The organism is Streptomyces sp. JLBG701 (assembly GCF_058544905.1).
Map to the genome: position 1 here is coordinate 5,248,706 of NZ_CM178588.1, position 20,795 is coordinate 5,269,500.

General features: G+C 69.7%; 19 protein-coding genes and 1 riboswitch. Of the genes, 7 read left to right on the plus strand and 12 right to left on the minus strand.

Annotated elements, in window-relative coordinates:
- Window positions 1-19: 19 nt before the first annotated feature.
- From AC5DRG_RS23970 to thrC, 5 genes are all read right to left on the minus strand, one after another.
- Complete coding sequence (locus AC5DRG_RS23970) at window positions 20-1,162, minus strand: NADH:flavin oxidoreductase (RefSeq protein ID WP_491812683.1); 1,143 nt, start codon at window positions 1,160-1,162, stop codon at window positions 20-22.
- Between the two features lie 247 nt (window positions 1,163-1,409).
- Entirely contained in the window at window positions 1,410-3,032 is a 1,623-nt protein-coding gene (groL, locus tag AC5DRG_RS23975; protein ID WP_491812684.1) for a chaperonin GroEL, read from the minus strand.
- 347 nt (window positions 3,033-3,379) lie between these two features.
- Window positions 3,380-3,586: a cold-shock protein gene (locus AC5DRG_RS23980; RefSeq protein WP_019057200.1), complete on the minus strand. Its 207-nt coding sequence runs from the start codon at window positions 3,584-3,586 to the stop codon at window positions 3,380-3,382.
- A gap of 425 nt (window positions 3,587-4,011) precedes the next feature.
- Window positions 4,012-4,290, minus strand: a complete 279-nt coding sequence (locus AC5DRG_RS23985) for a ubiquitin-like small modifier protein 1 (RefSeq protein WP_491812685.1) — start codon at window positions 4,288-4,290, stop codon at window positions 4,012-4,014.
- Entirely contained in the window at window positions 4,287-5,585 is a 1,299-nt protein-coding gene (gene thrC, locus AC5DRG_RS23990) for a threonine synthase (RefSeq protein ID WP_491812686.1), read from the minus strand. The genes AC5DRG_RS23985 and thrC overlap by 4 nt, the downstream gene beginning before the upstream one ends.
- 18 nt (window positions 5,586-5,603) lie before the next feature.
- Window positions 5,604-5,764, minus strand: a riboswitch (SAM riboswitch).
- A gap of 157 nt (window positions 5,765-5,921) precedes the next feature.
- On the opposite strand from thrC, the gene AC5DRG_RS23995 reads away from it, so the two are divergent.
- Together AC5DRG_RS23995 and AC5DRG_RS24000 are read left to right on the plus strand one after the other, a co-directional pair.
- Window positions 5,922-6,866: a glucosyl-3-phosphoglycerate synthase gene (locus AC5DRG_RS23995; protein ID WP_491812687.1), complete on the plus strand. Its 945-nt coding sequence runs from the start codon at window positions 5,922-5,924 to the stop codon at window positions 6,864-6,866.
- 110 nt (window positions 6,867-6,976) lie between these two features.
- The gene (locus AC5DRG_RS24000) at window positions 6,977-8,368 is read left to right on the plus strand and encodes an alpha,alpha-trehalose-phosphate synthase (UDP-forming) (protein ID WP_491812688.1); all 1,392 of its coding nucleotides are present in this window, start codon (window positions 6,977-6,979) and stop codon (window positions 8,366-8,368) included.
- Here AC5DRG_RS24000 and otsB read toward each other — a convergent pair.
- The 4 genes from otsB to AC5DRG_RS24020 all read right to left on the minus strand — a co-directional run bounded on the left by otsB (window position 8,356) and on the right by AC5DRG_RS24020 (window position 12,254).
- Window positions 8,356-9,228 carry a trehalose-phosphatase gene (otsB, locus tag AC5DRG_RS24005; protein WP_491812689.1) on the minus strand — a complete coding sequence of 291 codons (873 nt, stop codon included), beginning with the start codon at window positions 9,226-9,228 and terminating at the stop codon, window positions 8,356-8,358. The genes AC5DRG_RS24000 and otsB overlap by 13 nt on opposite strands.
- 20 nt (window positions 9,229-9,248) lie before the next feature.
- Window positions 9,249-9,482, minus strand: a complete 234-nt coding sequence (locus tag AC5DRG_RS24010) for a DUF3263 domain-containing protein (protein WP_491812690.1) — start codon at window positions 9,480-9,482, stop codon at window positions 9,249-9,251.
- A 34-nt stretch (window positions 9,483-9,516) separates the two neighbouring features.
- Complete coding sequence (locus AC5DRG_RS24015; protein WP_491812691.1) at window positions 9,517-10,761, minus strand: ABC transporter substrate-binding protein; 1,245 nt, start codon at window positions 10,759-10,761, stop codon at window positions 9,517-9,519.
- 221 nt (window positions 10,762-10,982) lie between these two features.
- Window positions 10,983-12,254 (minus strand): extracellular solute-binding protein, encoded by a 1,272-nt coding sequence (locus AC5DRG_RS24020; protein WP_491812692.1) that lies wholly within the window; start codon window positions 12,252-12,254, stop codon window positions 10,983-10,985.
- A 144-nt stretch (window positions 12,255-12,398) separates the two neighbouring features.
- On the opposite strand from AC5DRG_RS24020, the gene AC5DRG_RS24025 reads away from it, so the two are divergent.
- The 3 genes from AC5DRG_RS24025 to AC5DRG_RS24035 all read left to right on the plus strand — a co-directional run bounded on the left by AC5DRG_RS24025 (window position 12,399) and on the right by AC5DRG_RS24035 (window position 15,565).
- Window positions 12,399-13,343 carry an ROK family protein gene (locus AC5DRG_RS24025; RefSeq protein WP_491812694.1) on the plus strand — a complete coding sequence of 315 codons (945 nt, stop codon included), beginning with the start codon at window positions 12,399-12,401 and terminating at the stop codon, window positions 13,341-13,343.
- A 104-nt stretch (window positions 13,344-13,447) separates the two neighbouring features.
- Window positions 13,448-14,557 carry an N-acetylglucosamine-6-phosphate deacetylase gene (gene nagA, locus AC5DRG_RS24030; RefSeq protein ID WP_491812695.1) on the plus strand — a complete coding sequence of 370 codons (1,110 nt, stop codon included), beginning with the start codon at window positions 13,448-13,450 and terminating at the stop codon, window positions 14,555-14,557.
- Between the two features lie 78 nt (window positions 14,558-14,635).
- Window positions 14,636-15,565 (plus strand): 1-phosphofructokinase family hexose kinase, encoded by a 930-nt coding sequence (locus AC5DRG_RS24035; protein ID WP_491813129.1) that lies wholly within the window; start codon window positions 14,636-14,638, stop codon window positions 15,563-15,565.
- 1 nt (window position 15,566) lies between these two features.
- Here AC5DRG_RS24035 and AC5DRG_RS24040 read toward each other — a convergent pair whose 3' ends face one another.
- Both AC5DRG_RS24040 and cdgB read right to left on the minus strand, forming a co-directional pair.
- On the minus strand, window positions 15,567-16,538 hold the full coding sequence (locus AC5DRG_RS24040; protein ID WP_491812696.1) for a CBM35 domain-containing protein: 972 nt from the start codon (window positions 16,536-16,538) through the stop codon (window positions 15,567-15,569).
- Window positions 16,539-16,669: 131 nt separating this feature from the next.
- Window positions 16,670-18,349, minus strand: a complete 1,680-nt coding sequence (gene cdgB / locus AC5DRG_RS24045; RefSeq protein ID WP_491812697.1) for a diguanylate cyclase CdgB — start codon at window positions 18,347-18,349, stop codon at window positions 16,670-16,672.
- A gap of 326 nt (window positions 18,350-18,675) precedes the next feature.
- Between cdgB and AC5DRG_RS24050 the strand changes: the two genes are divergently transcribed.
- Both AC5DRG_RS24050 and AC5DRG_RS24055 read left to right on the plus strand, forming a co-directional pair.
- On the plus strand, window positions 18,676-19,260 hold the full coding sequence (locus AC5DRG_RS24050; protein WP_491812698.1) for a flavin reductase family protein: 585 nt from the start codon (window positions 18,676-18,678) through the stop codon (window positions 19,258-19,260).
- 83 nt (window positions 19,261-19,343) lie between these two features.
- Entirely contained in the window at window positions 19,344-19,721 is a 378-nt protein-coding gene (locus AC5DRG_RS24055) for a GNAT family N-acetyltransferase (RefSeq protein ID WP_491812699.1), read from the plus strand.
- A 103-nt stretch (window positions 19,722-19,824) separates the two neighbouring features.
- On the opposite strand, the gene AC5DRG_RS24060 is transcribed toward AC5DRG_RS24055, so the two are convergent.
- On the minus strand, window positions 19,825-20,715 hold the full coding sequence (locus tag AC5DRG_RS24060; protein ID WP_491813130.1) for a sigma-70 family RNA polymerase sigma factor: 891 nt from the start codon (window positions 20,713-20,715) through the stop codon (window positions 19,825-19,827).
- Window positions 20,716-20,795: the final 80 nt, after the last annotated feature.

Sequence of the window (20,795 nt, forward strand, 5' to 3'; positions counted from 1 at the left end):
GGCCGGGGAGTCAGGTGACTCAGCTGAGGGTCTTCAGGGCCGCCGCGTCGTACGGCGCGAGCTCCTCGAAGCGGTCGGCGAGGACCTTCGCCGCCCACTGCGGGTCCTGGAGGAGGGCGCGGCCGACGGCCACCATGTCGTACTCCTCGGCCTCCAGGCTGTCCAGGAGGTCGTCGATGCTCTTGAGCGGGGAGCCCTCGCCCGCGAAGCCCTTGAGGAAGTCGCCGTCGAGGCCGACCGAGCCGACCGTGATGGTCTGCTTGCCGGTGAGTTTCTTCGTCCAGCCCGCGAGGTTGAGGTCCGAGCCGTCGAACTCCGGGAGCCAGTAGCGGCGGGTGGAGGCGTGGAAGACGTCGACGCCGGCCGCGGTGAGCGGGGCGAGGATCGACTCCAGCTCCTGGGGGGTCTCGGCGAGGCGGGCGCGATAGTCCTGCTGCTTCCACTGCGAGTAGCGGAAGAGGATCGGGAACTCCGGGGAGACCGACTCGCGGACCGCGGCGACGATCTCCGCCGCGAACTTCGTACGGGCCACCGGGTCACCGCCGTACGCGTCCTCGCGCCGGTTGGTGCCCTCCCACAGGAACTGGTCGAGGAGGTAGCCGTGGGCGCCGTGCAGCTCCACGCCGTCGAAGCCGATGCGCTCGGCGTCGGCCGCCGCGGTGGCGAACGCCTCGATGACGTCGTCCAGGTCCCGCTGGGTCATGGCCTTGCCGGTGACCTCGGCGCCCGCGTTGACCAGCCCGGACGGGCCTACCGCCGGGGCGTCCGCGAACGGCGGCTGGCCCTGCTCGCGCACCATGCCGATGTGCCACAGCTGGGGCACGATCGTGCCGCCCGCCGCGTGCACGTCCTCGGCGACCTTCGCCCAGCCCGCGAGCTGCTCCTCGCCGTGGAAGCGCGGGACGCGGTCGCTCTGGCCGGCCGAGTCGTGGCCGACGTACGTGCCCTCGGTGACGATCAGGCCGACGCCCGCGGCTGCACGGCGGGAGTAGTACGACCGCACGTTCTCGCCGGGAACGCCGCCCGGGGAGAACTGGCGGGTCATCGGCGCCATCACGATCCGGTTCGGGACGGTCAGGCCGTTGAGGGCGATCGGCCGGGACAGGATCCGGGCCGCGCGGGACGTGGACTCGGCGGTGGGCTCGGCGGTGGTGGCGGTCACGTGGGGGACTCCTTGGGGGTACCGGCTGGTATGTGCGCGCGCATCAATAATGCGCCAGCGTCAACGGCCGCACCAGCCACCGCATTCCACTCCCCCACCAAACGGCCTGTGACAACGGACACGCACCCCTCGGACACGCACCCCTCGGAAAGGCTCGGATCTCCGGATACGGCCGAGGGCGGCACCCCCGTTTCCAGGAGTGCCGCCCTCGGTCCGTACAGCTATGAACCAGTGATCCTCGGCGGGATCAGAAGTCCATGTCACCGCCCGGCATGCCGCCGCCGGCCGGCGCGGACGCCTTCTCCGGCTTGTCGGCGATGACGGCCTCGGTGGTGAGGAACAGCGCGGCGATGGACGCGGCGTTCTGCAGGGCAGAGCGCGTGACCTTCGCCGGGTCGATGATGCCCTCGGCGATCATGTCCACGTACTCACCGGTGGCGGCGTTGAGGCCGTGACCGATGGGCAGGTTGCGGACCTTCTCGACGACGACGCCACCCTCGAGACCACCGTTGACGGCGATCTGCTTGAGAGGGGCCTCAAGGGCGAGCTTCACGGCGTTGGCGCCGGTCGCCTCGTCACCTTCGAGCTCCAGCTTCTCGAACACCGCGGAGGCCTGGATGAGGGCCACGCCACCACCGGCGACGATGCCCTCCTCGACGGCCGCCTTCGCGTTGCGAACGGCGTCCTCGATGCGGTGCTTGCGCTCCTTGAGCTCGACCTCGGTGGCCGCGCCCGCCTTGATGACGGCCACGCCGCCGGCGAGCTTGGCGAGGCGCTCCTGGAGCTTCTCGCGGTCGTAGTCCGAGTCGGAGTTCTCGATCTCGGCGCGGATCTGGTTGACCCGGCCGGCGACCTGGTCGGCGGAGCCGGCGCCGTCGACGATCGTGGTCTCGTCCTTGGTGATGACGACCTTGCGGGCACGGCCCAGGAGCTCAAGGCCGGTGTTCTCCAGCTTGAGGCCGACCTCCTCGGAGATGACCTCGCCGCCGGTGAGGATGGCGATGTCGTTCAGCATCGCCTTGCGGCGGTCGCCGAAGCCCGGGGCCTTGACGGCGACGGACTTGAAGGTGCCGCGGATCTTGTTGACGACCAGGGTCGACAGGGCCTCGCCCTCGACGTCCTCGGCGATGATCAGCAGCGGCTTGCCCGACTGCATGACCTTCTCCAGGAGCGGGAGCAGGTCCTTGACGTTGCCGATCTTGGAGTTGGCGATGAGGATGTACGGGTCGTCGAGCGACGCCTCCATCCGCTCCATGTCGGTGGCGAAGTACGCCGAGATGTAGCCCTTGTCGAAGCGCATACCCTCGGTGAGCTCCAGCTCCAGACCGAAGGTCTGGGACTCCTCGACGGTGATGACGCCTTCCTTGCCGACCTTGTCCATCGCCTCGGCGATGAGCTCGCCGATCTGGGTGTCGGCGGCGGAGATGGAGGCCGTGGAGGCGATCTGCTCCTTGGTCTCGACATCCTTGGCCTGCTCAAGGAGGGCACCGGAGACGGCCTCGACGGCCTTCTCGATACCGCGCTTGAGGGCCATCGGGTTGGCGCCGGCGGCTACGTTGCGCAGACCCTCCTTGACGAGGGCCTGGGCGAGCACGGTCGCCGTGGTCGTACCGTCGCCCGCGACGTCGTCCGTCTTCTTGGCGACTTCCTTGACCAGCTCAGCGCCGATCTTCTCGAACGGGTCCTCGAGCTCGATCTCCTTGGCGATGGAGACACCATCGTTGGTGATCGTGGGGGCGCCCCACTTCTTCTCGAGGACGACGTTGCGGCCCTTGGGGCCGAGCGTCACCTTCACGGCGTCCGCGAGCTGGTTCATGCCGCGCTCGAGGCCGCGCCGTGCCTCCTCGTCGAACGCGATGATCTTGGCCATGTGAAGTGGTCCTCCCGGACAGGGGGTGGATTTCTCCGGACCGCGCTGGCGCCCGCGACGGACGGCCTGCCGACCGGCTGGTTCCTTGCCCCACCCGGCCTGCGGGCCTCACCGACCCGGTCCTCGTTGTCACTCTCACCTTCAGAGTGCTAACGCCAATGATTAGCACTCGACCCATGCGAGTGCAAGCGGCTCGGGATGATCCCCAGGTGAACGAGGGTGCGCGACGAGTGCGCGTGGGTGCCCGTGGGTGGTCCGGACATGCCGGAGGGCTCGCAACCCATGACTCCCCATGGGAAACGAGCCCTCCGAAAGAAGAACGTCGCTGCAGTAAGTCGGCGCGTGCTTCAGCTGGTCGCCAGCCGGACCATGTCCGCCTGCGGCCCCTTCTGACCCTGCGAGATCTCGAAATCGACCCGCTGGCCTTCCTCCAGGGTGCGGTAGCCGTCCATCTGAATCGCGCTGTAGTGGACGAAAACATCCGCACCACCGTCGACCGCGATGAAGCCGTACCCCTTCTCCGCGTTGAACCACTTGACGGTGCCCTGAGCCATGCCTAACTCCCCTATTACTGGCCCTTGCACAGATCCACACTTCGCGGATCCGGGTCAGACCTCACCCCCCACGGTTGGGGGCGTGCGCCGGAACGCGTCGACCGCCGCTGAATGTATCTGCCCAACTGCCGTCTGCAACAGGTCAGTCGGACGAGAATTCTGGGCGCGCCCGATCGGGAATATATGGAGAATTCGCCGGAATTCAGGGCAAGTCGGGCTCTACAAAAAGAGCAATTAACGCAAAAAGCCTGCACACATTGGCTGCTTCTTATCGCGCCCGCGGCAGGAACTCATATGCGCCCGGCAAGAGAAACAGGGCGCGTTCCCCAACTGTACCGCGCTCAACCATGCAGAATTGCCCCCTCCGTTTCTCTCACGGAGAGGGCAATTCGGTGAACAGTGAGTGACTCGGCCCCCGAAAGAGCTCAGCAGCCGCCGGCGACGGCCGGAATGATCGACACGCCCGCACCGTCCGGCGTGGCCGTCTCCAGGCCCTGCTCGAAGCGAACGTCGTCGTCGTTGACGTAGACGTTGACGAAGCGGCGCAGCTTGCCCTGATCGTCAAGGACGCGGGCGGCGATGCCGGTGTGGTTCTTCTCCAGGTCGGCGATGACCTCACCGAGGGTCGCACCTTCGGCGGCGACTTCGGCCTTACCGCCGGTGTAGGTGCGCAGGATGGTGGGGATGCGGACGTTGACGCTCATGACGCGAGGCCAGCCTCTCGGAAGGAGTCCAGGTTCGGGCGGATGGTCGCGGTGAGGCCGGTGTCCGAGGCCACCGCGTCCAGGGTCTTCAGGCCGTCGCCGGTGTTCAGCACGACCGTGGTGAGGGTCGGGTCCAGGAGACCGTTCTCGATCAGCTTGCGCGTGACACCGACCGTCACGCCACCCGCCGTCTCGGCGAAGATGCCCTCGGTCTGCGCGAGAAGCTTGATCGCGTCGACGACCTGCTCGTCGTTGACGTCCTCCACGGCACCACCCGTGCGGCGCGCGATGTCGAGGACGTAGGGACCGTCCGCCGGGTTGCCGATCGCCAGCGACTTGGCGATCGTGTTCGGCTTCTGCGGCCGTACGACGTCGTGGCCGGCCTTGTAGGCCACGGACACCGGCGAGCAGCCCTCGGCCTGCGCACCGAAGATCTTGTACGGCTTGTCCTCGACGAGCCCGAGCTTGATGAGCTCCTGGAGGCCCTTGTCGACCTTGGTGAGCTGCGAGCCGGAGGCGATCGGGATGACCAGCTGGTCGGGCAGCTGCCAGCCGAGCTGCTCGCAGATCTCGTACGCGAGGGTCTTGGAGCCCTCGGCGTAGTAGGGCCGCAGGTTGACGTTGACGAAGCCCCAGCCCTCGCCGGCCGGGTCGCCGATCAGCTCGGAGCAGAAGCGGTTCACGTCGTCGTAGTTGCCCTCGATGCCGACGAGCTCGCCGCCGTAGACCGCGGCCATGACGACCTTGCCCTGCTCCAGGTCGTGCGGGATGAACACGCAGGAGCGGAAGCCGGCCCGGGCGGCGGCGGCACCGACCGCGCCGGCGAGGTTGCCGGTGGAGGAGCAGGAGAGGGTGGTGAAGTTGAAGGCGCGGGCCGCTTCGATGGCCTGCGCTACGACGCGGTCCTTGAAGGAGTGCGTCGGGTTGCCGGAGTCGTCCTTGACGAAGAGCTTGCCGGCGTCGACGCCCAGCGCGCGGGCGAGGTTGTCGGCCTTGACGAGCTTGGTCCAGCCGGGGTTGATGTTCGGCTTGTCGGCCACGTCGGCCGGTACCGGCAGCAGCGGGGCGTAACGCCAGATGTTCGCGGGTCCCGCTTCGATGCGCTTGCGGAGCTCCTCGGTGTCGTACGAGGAGAAGTCGTAGGCGATCTCCAGCGGGCCGAAACACTCCTCGCACGCGAAGACCGGGCCGAGGGGGACGCGGTGGCCGCATTCGCGGCAGGAGAGCGCCGAGGCGGGACCGAGGTCAACCGCGTCTACGGAGTTCGTGGTGCTTGCAACTGTCTGCGCAGCCATGTGAGGCGAGGCCCTTTCTCCTCATCTTCCTCACGACGCATCTCGCCGTGAGACGGATTTGGCACCTTCCCGAGCCGGGAGCCTCGCGGAGCGATCGACAATGATCGGTCGGTACGAGACCGGCTGGAGGGTTGCCGGGGCTTCATCGGGCCGTATCCCTCTGCCCCTCTGGATGAGCGGTATTCGGTTGTAGACGCCAACGACCCCCGACATGCGATGGTCATCAACGTTGCTCAAGACTGTAACCGAAGGCCAGGACAGTTGAGAGAGTCGTCCGAACCGCGAGATGGATCACACACCGACGTGCTGGTCCGCGACAGTGAGGAGCCGCTTACTGTGCTGGAAGAAGCCGAGCGCTGGCTGAGCAATCGCTCCTGGTCCATGACCGATCGCCCGCTCCACAAGATCCTGGCCGCCAAACGTGCAACGGGCCAGTCGGTCAGTGTCGTACTGCCGGCGCTCAACGAGGAGGAGACGGTAGGCGACATCGTCGCCATCATCCGTCATGACCTCATGCAACAGGTCCCGCTCGTCGACGAGATAGTCGTCGTCGACTCGGGCTCCACCGACCGCACCTCCGAGGTGGCCGCCGCCGCCGGCGCCAGGGTCGTCCACCGCGACGACATCCTGCCGCGCATCCCGGCCGTGCCCGGCAAGGGCGAGGTCCTGTGGCGTTCGCTGCTGGTCACCACCGGTGACATCGTCTGCTTCATCGACGCGGACCTGAAGGAGTTCTCCTCCGACTTCGTCTCCGGAATCGTGGGCCCGCTGCTCACCGACCCCGGCGTCGACCTCGTAAAAGGGATGTACGACCGTCCACTCGGCGGCGCCGCAGGTCAGGGCGGTCGCGTGACCGAACTGATGGCCCGCCCGCTGCTGAACATGCACTGGCCGCAGCTCGCGGGCTTCGTCCAGCCGCTCGGCGGCGAGTACGCGGCCCGCCGCTCCCTGCTCGAACAGCTCCCGTTCCCCGTCGGCTACGGCGTGGAGCTGGGCATGCTGGTCGACGCCCTGCACCTGGTGGGCCTGGACGCCCTCGCCCAGGTCGACGTGGGTGTGCGCAAGCACCGCCACCAGGACGGCCAGGCCCTGGGCCGTATGGCCGCCGCGATCTACCGCACCGCCCAGCTCCGGCTGGCCCGCGGTCACCTCATCCGGCCGGCCATCACCCAGTTCGAACGGGGCCCGGACGGTTTCGAGCCGCGCACCTACTCCGTGGACATGGAGGAGCGGCCGCCGATGGCTGAAATCGCCGAGTACCAGTCACGCAAGGCGGCGTAGGTGTAAGCGTGGAGTAACGAACTCCGCCGGTCGTATACGGACCTGACCAGTGCCGTCGTGGTGACCTTCCGTACGTTTGAGCGTTTCTTCGCTGGGCTAGGTTGAGGTCTATGGCTTCAACGCACGGTGGTCATCAGGTGCTGGTCGCGTCCAACCGCGGCCCGGTCTCCTACGAGGTCCGCGAGGACGGCTCGCTGCACGCCAAGCGCGGTGGCGGCGGGCTGGTCTCCGGGCTGTCGGCGATCGGGCCGGACGCGGGCGCCCTGTGGGTGTGCTCCGCGCTCGGCGACGGCGACCGCGAGGCGGTACGGCGCGGGGTCGGCGAGGCCGGCGTGCGGATGCTGGACATCGACGCCGACGTGCACGCCGACGCCTACAACGGCATCGCCAACTCCGTGCTGTGGTTTGTCCACCACATGCTGTACCAGACGCCGCTTGAGCCGGTCTTCGACGCGGAGTTCCGGCGGCAGTGGACGTCATACGAGAGGTACAACCGGGCGTTCGCCGAGGCGCTGGCGGAAGAGGCGGCCTCCGGTGCCGCGGTGATCGTGCAGGACTACCACCTGACGCTGGTGCCGGGGATGCTCCGCGAGCTGCGGCCCGACCTGCGGATCGGTCACTTCTCGCACACGCCGTGGGCGCCGCCCGAGTACTTCCGGATGCTGCCGGACGACATCGCCGGGCAGGTGCTGCGCGGCATGCTCGGCGCGGACCGGCTCGGCTTCCTCACCCACCGCTGGGCGGACGCGTTCACGGCGTGCGCCGAGCAGTTCGCCGAGGGGCTCGGGGACACCCGGGTGGGCGTGCACGGACTGGGTGCGGACGCCGACTTCCTGCGCAGGCGCTCCCACGAGCCCGACGTCGAGGAACGGATCGCGGCGCTGCGGCTGGAGATCGGCGAGGGCCGTCAGACGGTCGTCCGGGTCGACCGGACGGAGCTGTCGAAGAACATCGTGCGCGGCCTGCTCGCCTACCGGCATCTCCTCGACACCCACCCCGACCTGCGCGAACGGGTCGTGCACGTCGCCTTCGCCTACCCCTCCCGGCAGGATCTCGCCGTGTACCGCGACTACACGGCCGAGGTGCAGCGGGTGGCGGACGAGATCAACTCCGCGTACGGGACGCCGGGTTGGACCCCGGTCGTCCTCCACGTCAAGGACGACTTCGCCCGCTCCCTGGCCGCCTACCGCCTCGCCGACGTCGCCCTCGTCAACCCCATCCGCGACGGCATGAACCTCGTCGCCAAGGAGATCCCGGTCGTCTCCGACGAGGGCTGCGTCCTGGTGCTCTCGCGGGAGGCGGGGGCCTACGAGGAGCTGGGCGAGGACGCGATCGAGGTGAACCCGTACGACGTGGTCGGCACCGCCGAGGCGCTGCACGAGGCGCTGACGATGGGGGCCGGGGAGCGGGCCGAGCGGACGAAGCGGCTGTCCGCGGCGGCGACTGCGCTGCCGCCGGCCCAGTGGTTCCTGGACCAGTTGCACGCCCTTCAGCGGAGCTGAGCCGCCAAGGCCGTAAGCAGCTCTACGACCCCTGCCGGGCCGTCCACCACCAGGTCGGCCTGTGCCGCCAGTTCGGCCACCTCGTTGCTGCCGCTGCACACCAGGATGCCCGGGGTGCCGTCGGAGCGGAGTTGGTCGACGGCCGCGAAGGCGGGGAGGTCGCCGAGGTCGTCGCCGGCGTAGAGGACGGAACCGGCGCCCAGTTCGCGGGCGAAGTCGAGGAGGGCGGCGCCCTTGTCCATGCCCGGGGGGCGGAGTTCCAGGACGAGGCGGCCCGGTTCGACGATCAGGCCGTGCCGGGTGGCCAGGTCGGCGAGCGGCTTGCGGAGTGCCTCGAACGCGGCCTGCGGATCCCGTGCCCTGCGCGTGTGGACGGCCACGGCACGGCCGCCCTTCTCCTCGACCCAGGCGTCGGTCCCCTCCAGGAGCCCCGGCAACTCGGCGCCGACGGCGGCGATCCCGGGGTGCGGTGCGGGGGCCGTGAGGGTGCCGGTGGCGGCGTCCCAGCGCTCGGCGCCGTAGTGCCCGAGCACGACGAGGTGCTCAAGTCCCGGCACCCCGGCGAAACCGCCGTACCGGACGGCGACCTCGGCCGGTCGCCCGGTGATCACCGCGACGGCGGCCACCTTCGGGGCGAGCGCGGCCAGCACGGGCACGGCGTCGGGGTGCGCCCGGGCCTGCTCGGGGTCGGGCACGATCGGCGCGAGCGTCCCGTCGAAGTCCAGCGCGATCACGGCTTTGCCGGGCCGGGACAGGAGTGCGGTGAAACCCTCGCGGCCGGCTTGGGTGACGGGGCTGAGGAGGGGGCGGGTGACGTCGGTGGGGTGCTTGTCGGAGGCTTGGTGACCGTGGCTGCCCATATGGCGACCTTATCGGGGGTTCACCGCTCAGCCCGTCGCGCCTCCCGCACCCTCCGTAGCCGATTTACCGTCACCGGGTCGTGGGCCAGGGCCCGCTCGTCGTCCAGGAGGGCGTTGAGGAGCTGGTAGTAGCGGACGGGGGCCAGGCCGAGTTCCTCGCGTATCGCCCGCTCCTTCGCGCCGGGGCCGGGGAAGCCGCGGCGTTCGAGCGCGAGGATGGCCTGCTCACGGCTGCCCAGCTGCTCCTGCTCCATTCCTGAACCGTAACGCCCGCCACCGACAGAGCCCCTACCCCTCCGCCGCCAGAGCCTCCTTCTGCAGAGCCCCCAGCACGCTCGCCGGATTGCCTCCCGCCGCCACCGCCTTGCCGATCGTCTTCTGGATGTCCGCGTTCACGGCCGCCCAGGACGGCTTGCCGATCGGGAAGAGGCGGGCGCCGTCGAGGGCGTCGAGGCTGTTCCACAGGTCGCGGTGGGTCTTGTCGTCGCGCATGGCGGCCGAGGCGGAGAAGGTGACGGGCAGCAGCTGGTAGGTGCCGGCGAGGTCGGTGACGTACTCGTCCTGGTAGAGGAAGTCGAGGAACTCGCCGATCTCCTCCCCGTGCCCGCGGTGCTTGAACGCGGCGATCCAGTCGCTGGTGCCGACGGTCGGGACGGTCCGGTCCGCCGTACGGCCCGGCATGGCGACCGCCGTGTACTCGACGGGGTCGACCGAGCGGTCGATCTGGCGCAGCAGGGCGGTGGACGCGGTGACCATGCCGGCCTCGCCGTCCACGAAGGCCTTGAGGGCGGCCGAGCGGTTGAGCTTGGCGGGGGCGACGGGGCCGGTGAGGCCTGGGCTGACAAGGTTGTCGCGGAGCCAGGTCAGGGTGGAGACGTTCTCGGGCGAGTCGAGGGCGTACGCACCGCTGTCGGCGGTGTAGCCGCCGTCCCCGGCGAGCAGCCACTGGAGGGTCTCGGCCTGTGCCTCCTCGGGGCCCAGGGGCAGCGCGTACGGGTACTTCACGCCGCGTTCCTTGAGGACCTGAGCGTCGTAGCGCAACTCGTCCCAGGTGGTGGGAGGTTCGAGGCCGGCCTCCTTGAACAGCTTCTTGTTGCAGTACAGGAGCCGGGTGGAGGCGAGGAACGGGAGGCCGTACTGCACGTGCTGTGTGGTGCCGGCGTCGCGGAGGTTGCCGAGGAAGCTGCCCTGGACCGCGATGGAGAGCAGGTCGTCGGCGGAGTAGAGCCGGCCGGCGGCGGCGTAGTCGGCGTAGGAGCCGATCTGGGCGAGGTCGGGCGGGTTGCCGGCCTTGGTCATCTTGGCGACCTGGGCCTCGGCCTTGCCGGGGTCGTACACCTTGACGTCGATGGTGATGCCGGGGTGGGCGGCCTCGAAGGCGGTGTCCACGGCGTTCCAGTACGACTCGGAGTTCGCGACCAGCTCGTCGCCGTAGTTGGTCGCTACGACGGTGAGGGTGACGGGGTCGTCCGCCCCCGCGTCGCTGTCACCGCAGCCGCCGAGCACGGCGGTGACCGTGAGGAGGCCGGACACCGCCAACGCGGTCCGCCTGGTACGCCCTGTTCCTCGCACTGTGGGCAACTCCCCGGGGGCTGTTCACGCGCCACCGCATGTGGACGCGCGTCGAGCCTCCCCAAAGGGAGCTACTCCCCCGTACCCGCAGGGTTTCGGCCATGCAACATTTCTCTGTGCAACGGCGTCAACTCCCGTCGTCACAAAGCCCATTGGACCATTGGGCTAATGGACCATCGGGCCTATTCGGTGCTCTCCGCCGTCGAAGCCGCCAGCTGGAGCCGCTGCAGGACCGCGGCCGGGCTGCCGTCCGCGGCGACCGCCTGGCCGATGCTCGTCTTGATGTCGGCGCTCACCTCGGCCCAGGAGGTCTTGCCGACCGGGGGGAGTTCGGAGGACGCGAGCTGGTCCAGGAAGGGCTTGAGGTCCTGGTCCTGCTTGGCGGAACTCATCACGGTGGACGCGGAGTTGGTGACGGGCAGGAGTTCGTACTCGCGGGAGAAGGCGAGGACGTTCTTCTCGCTGTAGACGAAGTCGAGGAAGTCACCGACCTGTTCGGCGTGGCCGTTCTGCTTGAACGCGGTCATCCAGTCGGCGACGCCCATGGTGGCCTGGGAGTCGCCGTCGACGCCGGGCATCGGCACCATGCCGTACTTCACGCCCTTCGCGGCGGCGATCCGCATCAGGGAGGGATGGCCGTTGAGCATGCCGACATCGCCGCCGGCGAAGGCGCTGAAGGCGGCGGCCCGGTTGAGCTTCGCGGGGGCGACGGGACCGGTGAGGCCCTTGCCAACGAGGTCGTCCTTGAGCCAGGTGAGGGTGGCGACGTTCTCGGTGGAGTCGATGCCGTAGGTACCGACCATGTCGGTGTAGCCGCCCTTGCCGCTGAGCAGCCACTGCATGGTCTCGGCCTGTGCCTCCTCGGGGCCGAGCGGCAGCGCGTACGGGTACTTCACGCCGTCGGCCTTGAGCGCGGCGGCGTCGGCGGCGAGCTCGCTCCAAGTGGTCGGCGGGGTGAGGCCGGCCTCGGTGAAGAGGGTCTTGTTGTAGAAGAGCAGTCGGGTGGAGGCGGCGAAGGGCATGCCGTACTGGACCCCGTTGACCTGGCCCGCGTCGGCGAGCTGGGAGACGAAGTCGGCCTGCACGGGTATGGAGAGCAGGTCGTCGGCCTTGTAGAGGAGGTCCTTGGTGGCGTAGTCGGCGTAGGAGCCGATCTGCGCCATGTCGGGGGCCTTGCCGGCGGCGACCAGCGCCTTGACCTTGCTGTCGATGTCGTTCCAGGAGTAGACGCTGACGTCGATCCGCACGCCGGAGTGCTTGGCCTCGTACTCCTTGGCCAGTTTGTCCCAGTACTTCTGGGAGTCGTTGGCGTCGGAGTCGCCGTAGTTCGCGGCGACGAGCTTCAGTGTCACCTCGCCGGAGTCACCGGTGAGGCCGCAGCCGCCGAGGACCGCCGCCATGCCCAGTACGGACACACCCGCGATCGTTCCTGTCGTACTCCGCCGCCGCTGCACTGCTTTCCGCCCAACCTTGCTCGTCTTGCCGTGTGTCTTGTTGCTTGTGTCGCTGTTTGTCTTCTGTTCAAGATCCGAGACATAAGGTCTACACCACGCGAGTGGACTAGACCTCTCCCGGGTCGGGGGGTCACACTATCCCCCGTGAGACATGTCATCGCCCTCGACGTGGGCGGCACCGGGATGAAGGCCGCTCTGGTCGGGGCGCGCGGCGAGCTGCTGCATCAGACGCGCCGTGCGACGGGCCGCGAGCGCGGGCCCGACGCCGTCGTCGAGGACATCCTCGACTTCGCCGCCGAGCTGCGCTCCTACGGCTACCAGCGCTTCGGCGAGCCCGCGGCGGCGGCCGGCGTCGCCGTCCCCGGCATCGTCGACGAGGCGCGCGGCATCGCCGCCTACTCGGCCAACCTGGGCTGGCGGGACGTACCCCTGCGCGAGCTGGTCAGCGACCGCCTGGCCGGAGTCCCGGTCGCCCTCGGCCACGACGTACGCACCGGCGGCCTCGCGGAGGGCCGGATCGGGGCGGGCCGGGGCACCGACCGCTTCCTCTTCGTGCCCCTGGGCACCGGTATCGCGGGCGCCATCGGCATCGACGGCCGGGTGGAGGCGGGCGCGCACGGCTTCGCGGGCGAGATCGGCCACATCGTCGTACGTCCCGGCGGAACCCCGTGCCCCTGCGGCCAGCGTGGCTGCCTGGAACGGTTCGCGTCCGCGGCGGCGGTCAGCGAGGCCTGGGCGACGGCGTCCGGAGACCCGGGGGCGGACGCGGCGGACTGCGCGAAGGCGGTGGAGTCGGGCGATACCCGCGCGGTCCGGGTCTGGCAGGAGGCCGTGGACGCCCTGGCCGACGGCCTGGTCACCGCACTCACCCTGCTGGACCCCCGCACCCTCATCATCGGTGGCGGCCTGGCCGAGGCGGGGGAAACCTTGTTCACACCACTCCGGGACGCCGTCCGGCGGCGCGTGACCTTCCAGAAGCAGCCGACGATCGTCCCAGCGGCGCTCGGCGACACGGCCGGCTGCCTGGGCGCGGGACTCCTGGCCTGGGATCTCCTGGGCGAAACCGACGGTATGGAGGAAACGGCCTGATGGCACCCCACCCAGGGGCGCGGGGAACTGCGCGACCAGCCCCCCACAACCCGCACCCCGCAACGACGAAGGCGCCCCTCATCCTGTCCGGCGCCAACGTGGTCATGCCGACGGGAACCGTCAAAGAGGGCCAACTGGTCATCGACGGCACCCGTATCGCCGCCGACGCCCCGCAGGGAAACGCTCACCGCATCGACCTGCAAGGCCACTGGCTGGTACCCGGGTTCGTGGACATCCACAACCACGGCGGAGGCGGAGCCTCGTTCACATCAGGCACGGCAGACGACGTAGTCAAGGGCATCCACACCCACCGCCTGCACGGCACGACCACCCTCGTCGCATCGACCGTCACGGGCGACATGGACTTCCTCGCCCAGCGGGCGGGCCTGCTGTCCGAACTGGCCGAGCAGGGCGACATCGCCGGCATCCACTTCGAGGGCCCCTTCATCTCCCCCTGCCGCAAAGGCGCGCACTCCGAGGACCTGCTGCGCGACCCGGACCCGGCAGAGGTCCGCAAGCTGATCGACGCGGCGCGCGGCAAGGCGAAGATGCTCACGCTCGCCACCGAACTGCCGGGCGGCATCGACTCCGTACGGCTCCTGGTCGAGCACGGCGTCATCGCGGCGATCGGCCACACGGACGCGACGTACGAGCAGACGGTGGAGGCGATCGACGCGGGCGCGACCGTCGCGACGCACCTCTTCAACGCGATGCCGCCGCTGGGGCACAGGACCCCCGGCCCGATCGCGGCGCTCCTTGAGGACGAGCGGATCACGGTCGAGCTGATCAACGACGGCACGCATCTCCACCCGGCCTCCCTCCAGTTGGCGTTCCATCACGCGGGCGCGGACCGGGTCGCGTTCATCACGGACGCCATGGACGCGGCGGGCTTCGGCGACGGGCGTTACATGCTCGGCCCGCTGGAGGTGGAGGTGGCCGACGGGGTGGCGCGGCTGGTGGAGGGCGGCTCGATCGCGGGCTCGACCCTCACCCTGGACCGGGCCTTCAAGCGGGCGGTGACGATCGACAGGCTGCCCGTCGAGGACGTGGTCGCCGCCCTGTCCGCCAACCCGGCCAAGCTGCTGGGCATTTACGACAAGGTGGGCTCCCTGGAGCCCGGCAAGGACGCCGACCTGGTACTCCTCGACGCCGACTTCACGCTCAAGGGCGTGATGCGCGGGGGTACTTGGGTGGTCGATCCCCAACTGGCCTAGGCCCACCGCCGTCTCTTTGGCATGATCGACCCTCCGGACAAGACGGCAAGCGCATTCCTTCGGGGGGAGGTCGCCCAGGTGATCCTCACGGTCACGCTGAACACCGCTCTCGACATCACCTATCGCGTGCAGGGGCTCAGGCCCCACTCCTCGCACCGGGTGACCGAGATGACCGAACGCCCGGGCGGCAAAGGGCTGAACGTGTCCCGGGTGCTCGCCGCCCTCGGCCACGAGGTCACGGCCACCGGCTTCGCGGGCGGCGCCACGGGCCGCGTGGTCCAAGACCAACTCACCAGCACACCAGGGGTGATTGACGCACTCGTCCCAGTCGCGGGATCAACTCGGCGCACAATAGCGGTCGTCGACACCTCGACTGGTGACACGACTCAACTCAACGAGCCCGGACCGGAGATCACCCCCGCCGAGTGGTCCGCCTTCCAGGATGCGTACGAGGATCTGCTCCCGTCCGCCTCGGCGGTGGCCCTGTGCGGCAGCCTGCCGCCGGGGGTGCCGGTGGGGGCGTACGGGGGCCTTGTGCGGGTGGCGAGGGCGGCGAACGTCCCCGTGCTGCTGGACACCAGCGGGGAGCCGCTGCGGCGCGGTGTGGCGGCCCGCCCGGACCTGCTCAAGCCCAACGCCGACGAACTGGCCGAACTCACCGGCTCCCACGAGCCGTTGCGCGCCACGAGCGACGCCCGCCGACGCGGAGCCCGAGCGGTCGTCGCCTCCCTGGGCCCCGACGGCCTCCTCGCGGCAACCCCCGAGGGCCGCTGGCGCGCCACCCCACCGACCCGCCTCCAGGGCAACCCGACGGGCGCCGGCGACGCGGTGGTCGCGGGCCTGTTGTCGGGGCTGGTGGAGCGTCTGTCGTGGCCAGACCGGCTGGCGCGGGCGGTCGCCCTGTCGGCGGCGTCCGTACTGGCGCCGGTGGCGGGCGAGTTCGACCGGGCGGCGTACGAGGAGCTGGTGGGGCGGGTGGCGGTGACGGGGGAGGTCAGCGCCGCCTAGGTCAGCCCTTCGTCAGATACAGCTGGTCGAGGTTGACGTCGCACTGGTTGCCCTGCTCGCAGGAGATCTTGATGACGTTGGTGCCCTTGTTCAGCTGGACGGATGCCCAGGTGTTCGTCCAGCCCTTCGCGTAGTCGCCCTCGGCGGCCTTCGCGAAGTTCGCGAGGTTGAGCGAGCGGGACTGGGCCGTGCCGTTGACCGTGAGCGTCGCGGTGGCGTCCTTGCCGGGTACGCCGTAGTTGACGTACAGGCGGTAGCTGCCGCTCTTCGCGATGCCGTCCACGTTCCACGTGACGGACGCGCCGACCGCGTTGAAGCCCCCCACGTAGACGCCGCCGTCGGCCTTGGCGCCCTCGACGTCGGATGCGGTGACGGCGCCGCCGCCCAGCAGGAGGGTCTTGGCGTCGGTCTTCGGCAGCTCCGCCTCGGCCTCGGCACTGCTGCTGCTCGACTCGCTCGGCGAGGCGCTCTGGGAGGCCTCCGCGCTGGAGCCGCCCGTGTCACCGTTCGCGTCGTCGTCCGTGCCGCCGCCGGTCATCGCCACCGCGATGCCGATCACGACGGCCGCGACCACCGCGATCGCGCCGATGAGGAGGCCCTTGGTGTTGGGGCCACCGCCGCCGTTGCGCCCGCCGCCGTGGCCGCCCGGGTAGGGCTGCTGGGTCGTGGGGGCGTTGCCGGGGAAGGCCTCGGGGGCGGCGTAGTGCGCGTTCGGCTGGCCGTACGCACCCTGTTGCTGGGGCGCCGCCTGGCCGTACTGCGCGGTCGGGGCGGTCTGGCCGTAGGCCGGCGGCTGGGCCTGCTGGCCGCCGTTACGACGCTCGCCGACGGGCCGCACCCGGTTGACCTGGCCGGGGTAGCCGTAACCGCCGCCGCTCGGCGGCTGTGCTCCGGCGGCCTGGCCGTCGGCGTACAGATAGCCGAACGGGTCCTCGTCCTCGGGCGTGCTCGCGCCGTTGTTCCCGGGCGTCATCCCTTGGCTCTCCTCAACAGGTGCGGGTCGAATGCGATACGTCATGCGACAGGTGTGGTGAAGAGCGAGCCTACCCGCTCCAGCTGAGCCAAACGGGTGACTCGGATCGCATCAGCTCGCCGGCCTGGTGATCATCCCGCACGTCTGTGCTGCTTGGGGCGAGATCGTTTCTCGACGTACATCCGCTCGTCAGCGGATTTCAACACCTCGTCCGCCGTCATGCCGCAGTGCGCCCAGCCGATGCCGAAGCTGGCGCCGACCCGCACGGCCCGCCCGTCGACCCGGATGGGCTGGATGATCTCGTTGCGCAGGCGTACGGCCAGGTCCTGGGCGTCCGCCTTGCCGAGGCCGTCGGCGAGGACGACGAACTCGTCGCCGCCGAGCCGGGCCACCGTGTCACCGTCGCGCACCTGGCGGCTGAGTCGCCGGGCGACCTCGATGAGCACCGCGTCGCCCGCGTTGTGGCCGAACCGGTCGTTGATCGACTTGAAGCCGTCGAGGTCGCAGAAGAGAACGGCGAGCCCCTTGGTGCCGTCGTCGCGTTCACTCTCCGGGGCGACGGTGTGCACGTGCCCGTCGTAGCCGTCGTAGCCGCCGCCGTCGAAGACCTCGACGGCGCCGGCCGGCCGGTAGTCGAAGCCGTGGCCGCCCGCGTCGTAGACGGGGTGGCCGAAGGCCGCGTCGGCGGACTCGATCTCGCCGGGCTGACTCGCGCGCCGGCAGAGGCGGGAGGCGAGCCGGGCGCGCAGCTCGGCGGAGTTGGGGAGGCCGGTGAGCGAGTCGTGGGAGGCGCGGTGGGCGAGTTGGAGCTCGCGGCGCTTGCGGTCCTCGATGTCCTCGACGTGCGTGAGGAGAAAACGGGGGCCGTCGGCGGCGTCCGCGACGACGGAGTTGCGCAGTGAGACCCAGACGTAGGTGTTGTCCCGGCGGCACAGCCGCAGTTCGGCGCGGCCGCCTTCCGCGGAGGTGCGCAGCAGGGTGCCTATGTCCTCGGGGTGGACGAGGTCGGAGAAGGAGTAGCGGCGCATCGCGGAGGCGGGCCGGCCCAGGAGGCGGCACAGGGCGTCGTTGGTGCGCAGGATCCGGCCGTGCTGGTCGCCGCCCATCTCGGCGATGGCCATGCCGGAGGGGGCGTACTCGAAGGCCTGCCGGAAACTCTCCTCGCTGGCGCGCAGCGCTTGCTGTTCGCGTTCGAGTCTGACCAATGCCCGCTGCATATTCGCACGTAGACGCGCGTTGCTGATCGCGATCGCGGCCTGGAATGCGTACATCTGCAACGCCTCGCGGCCCCACGCGCCCGGTCGCCGCCCGTTGCGCGGCCGGTCCACGGACAGGACGCCGATCAGCTCGCCGCAGGCGCCCGAGGAGCCCTGCGGGCTCGGTGTGTACATCGGCGCGAAGAGCCGGTCGGAGGGGTGCCATTCGCCGTCGAAGCGGGGCGCGGGTCCGTCGGTGTACCACTGCGGTACGTCGTCCTCGTCGAGGACCCAGCCCTCGGTGTGCGGTATGAAGCGCAGGTCGCCCCACGGCTCGCCCATGTTCAGCCGGCGCTCCCAGGAGGTGCGGGAGCCGACACGGCCGGTGATGAGCGCCTCTGCGGCGGAGTTGCCGGCGAAGGCGGCGACAACGAGATCGCCGTCGGGGCGGACGAGGTTGACGCAAGCCAGCTCGTACCCAAGGCCGTTGACGACGCCGTCGGCCACGGTCTGCAGCGTGTCCGCCAGGCTCCGCGCGGTGTTCATGTCCGCCATGACCTCGTGCAGTTGCCGCAAAGTCGCCAGGCGGACGTAGGGTTCCGACTCGGTCTCCATGCTCGCCCTCCCCCCGAGACCTCGCAGCGAATCAAGGGTTCTCATCGGCGTATCGATCCTTGCAGCTTCCCAGCCACTGAATCACAGCGCGCTGCCCACTCGGTACACAGGGTCAACAATTAATGCCTCTTGTGACTCAAGTCACAGCCAAAGATGAACAATTGAGTGGAGCTTCCGCATTTTTCCTGTGCGTTTCCTGAACGCAAACTTTGTGTCTGTGCGGACATGATGAGCGCTCTCATCCGACAGCTCCTCCTGTGGTCCTAGGACCGGGTTCGGCCGGAGGTCCGATGTGCCGCGTACGGCCCGGACATTAGCGTGCCAGAGTGCCGAACACTCCCCCCGCCCCGTCCTCCCCCGTCGCCTCCCCCGCCTCCGGGCATGCTGTGGGGGTGAGCAACGACGAGTTCCGTGCCGCCATGTCCCGGCTGGCCGCGGGCGTGACCCTGGTGACCGCGCGAGAGGCCTCGCTGGACCCCGACGACCCCCAGGCGCCGCTCGGCGAGGACGTCGGCATGACGGCCACGGCCTTCATGTCCGTGTCCCTGGACCCGCCCCTGGTCCTGGTCAGCCTGCGCGAGGGCTCCCGCATGGACGACCTGCTCGACGAACAGCCCCTGTGGGGCGTCTCCGTCCTCTCCGAGAGCCAACGCCACATCGCGGGCCGCTTCGCGATGAAGGGCCGCATCAGCGACCGCCTCCTCTTCGAGGACCTCCCGTACATCCGCGGCGAGGTGTCCGGCGCCCCCCTGATGGGCGGCGCCCTGGCGACCCTGGAGTGCCGCACGGAACAGCGGCTGACGGCCGGGGACCACACGCTGGTGATCGGCCGGGTCCTCACGGCGGCGGTGCCGAGTGCGGATGGGGGCCCGCTGATGTATTTCCGGGGCCGATACCGCCAGTTGGGCTGACCTTTAGAGGGAGACGGACTGATGGACCGGCCAGTCGGAAATTCCGTGGCCCCGTATTGACCGCCTGTCTTACAGTGCGGCGAATGACGCCACTCTCCGCACTCCGCCCCGAACTCCGCCTCGAAGAAATAACCCCGGCCAATTTCACATCCGCGACCAGCATTCGCGTCCGCACCGACCAGGAGTTCGCGGTCTCCCCGGTAATGCGGTCTCTGGCCGGCTCCGTCTTCCGCTCGGGCCTGTGGCGCCTCAACATCGCCGCCGATGAACAGGGCAAGGGCTACGGCCGCTTCGCCGTCGAGTCCGTCGCCGCCGAACTACGCCGCCGGGGCACGAAGGAGCTGTACGTGACCTGGCACGAGGGCCCGAACGGCCCCGCCGGCTTCTACTTGGGGCTCGGCTTCCGTACTAACGGTGAGACGAGCGGGGGTGAGACGGTGGGGGTGCTGGACTTGGGCTAGGTGTAGCGCTCTAAAGGGGCGCGGGGAACTGCGCGACCAGCCACGATGGCGCCGCAGACGAACGACGGCGCATCGCGGCTCTTCCAGCGGAGCGCTTAGGCGCTCAATCGATGAGGCTCACGTCCAGCACCGCGACCCGCTCCGGGTCCGTCACGATGTCGATGACGGCGATCCGGTTGCGTACGATCGTGAAGGCAAGCGTCCGGTCCAAGTGACCGTCCAGGTACACCGCGAGGCCAGTCGCACCGCCGACCAGCGCCGGCCGCGCCACGTGTGCGAAGTGTGCGAAACTCGCCGCCCCCTTCGCCACCGCCGTCGCCCCCGTGGTCACCCCGGCCTCGGAGCGCACGACGGCGTCCGGGTCGAGCAACTGGACCAGCGCGTCGAAGTCACCCTCCCGCGCGGCCGCCAGAAACGCGTCCACGACCTCCCGCTGCCGCCCCAGGTCCGCATCGTGAACCTCACCCCCCTGCACCCGCCGCCGCGCCCGGCTGGCCAACTGCCGCGCCGCCACCGGGCTGCGCCCGACGATCCCCGCGACCTCCTCGTACGGCACCGCGAACAGGTCGTGCAGCACGAACGCCAGCCGCTCGGCGGGCGTCAGCGTCTCCAGTACGACGATCAGCGCGGCGCCCACCGAGTCGGCGAGCAGCGCGTCCTGTTCGGGGTCGGGGGCGGTGGACGTGGCCGAGAGTGCCACGCCGGGCGCGTCGAGGGGCTCTTCGGCACGTGACTTGCGGGAACGCAGCATGTCCAGGCAGACCCGGCCGACCACTGTGGTGAGCCAGCCCCCGAGATTCCCGACCTGCCGGATGTCGGAACGGTTCAGCCGGATCCAGGCCTCCTGGACGGCGTCGTCGGCTTCGGCGAGCGAGCCGAGCATGCGGTAGGCGACGGCGCGGAGATGGGGGCGGTGGGATTCGAAGCGCCCGGCGAGGGATTCGGCGTTCGCCTCGTCGTTCTCGTACGCGCCATTGGTCTCGTACGCGCTCATCCGCCACCACTCCCACTCGTCACTGCCACTCGGGTCCGTCACTGCCACGACGAACCGGGCGACGGATATGTGACAGGCCT

Excerpts from the sequence above, each read along its gene's own strand:
- AC5DRG_RS24000 (WP_491812688.1), top strand. The coding sequence starts at position 6,977 with ATGGCTTCAACGCACGGTGGTCATCAGGTGCTGGTCGCGTCCAACCGC.
- AC5DRG_RS23980 (WP_019057200.1), bottom strand. The coding sequence starts at position 3,586 with ATGGCTCAGGGCACCGTCAAGTGGTTCAACGCGGAGAAGGGGTACGGC.
- thrC (WP_491812686.1), bottom strand. The coding sequence starts at position 5,585 with ATGGCTGCGCAGACAGTTGCAAGCACCACGAACTCCGTAGACGCGGTT.
- AC5DRG_RS23985 (WP_491812685.1), bottom strand. The coding sequence starts at position 4,290 with ATGAGCGTCAACGTCCGCATCCCCACCATCCTGCGCACCTACACCGGC.
- cdgB (WP_491812697.1), bottom strand. The coding sequence starts at position 18,349 with ATGGAGACCGAGTCGGAACCCTACGTCCGCCTGGCGACTTTGCGGCAA.
- AC5DRG_RS24055 (WP_491812699.1), top strand. The coding sequence starts at position 19,344 with ATGACGCCACTCTCCGCACTCCGCCCCGAACTCCGCCTCGAAGAAATA.
- nagA (WP_491812695.1), top strand. The coding sequence starts at position 13,448 with ATGCCGACGGGAACCGTCAAAGAGGGCCAACTGGTCATCGACGGCACC.
- AC5DRG_RS24060 (WP_491813130.1), bottom strand. The coding sequence starts at position 20,715 with ATGAGCGCGTACGAGACCAATGGCGCGTACGAGAACGACGAGGCGAAC.
- otsB (WP_491812689.1), bottom strand. The coding sequence starts at position 9,228 with ATGGGCAGCCACGGTCACCAAGCCTCCGACAAGCACCCCACCGACGTC.
- groL (WP_491812684.1), bottom strand. The coding sequence starts at position 3,032 with ATGGCCAAGATCATCGCGTTCGACGAGGAGGCACGGCGCGGCCTCGAG.
- AC5DRG_RS24040 (WP_491812696.1), bottom strand. The coding sequence starts at position 16,538 with ATGACGCCCGGGAACAACGGCGCGAGCACGCCCGAGGACGAGGACCCG.
- AC5DRG_RS24010 (WP_491812690.1), bottom strand. The coding sequence starts at position 9,482 with ATGGAGCAGGAGCAGCTGGGCAGCCGTGAGCAGGCCATCCTCGCGCTC.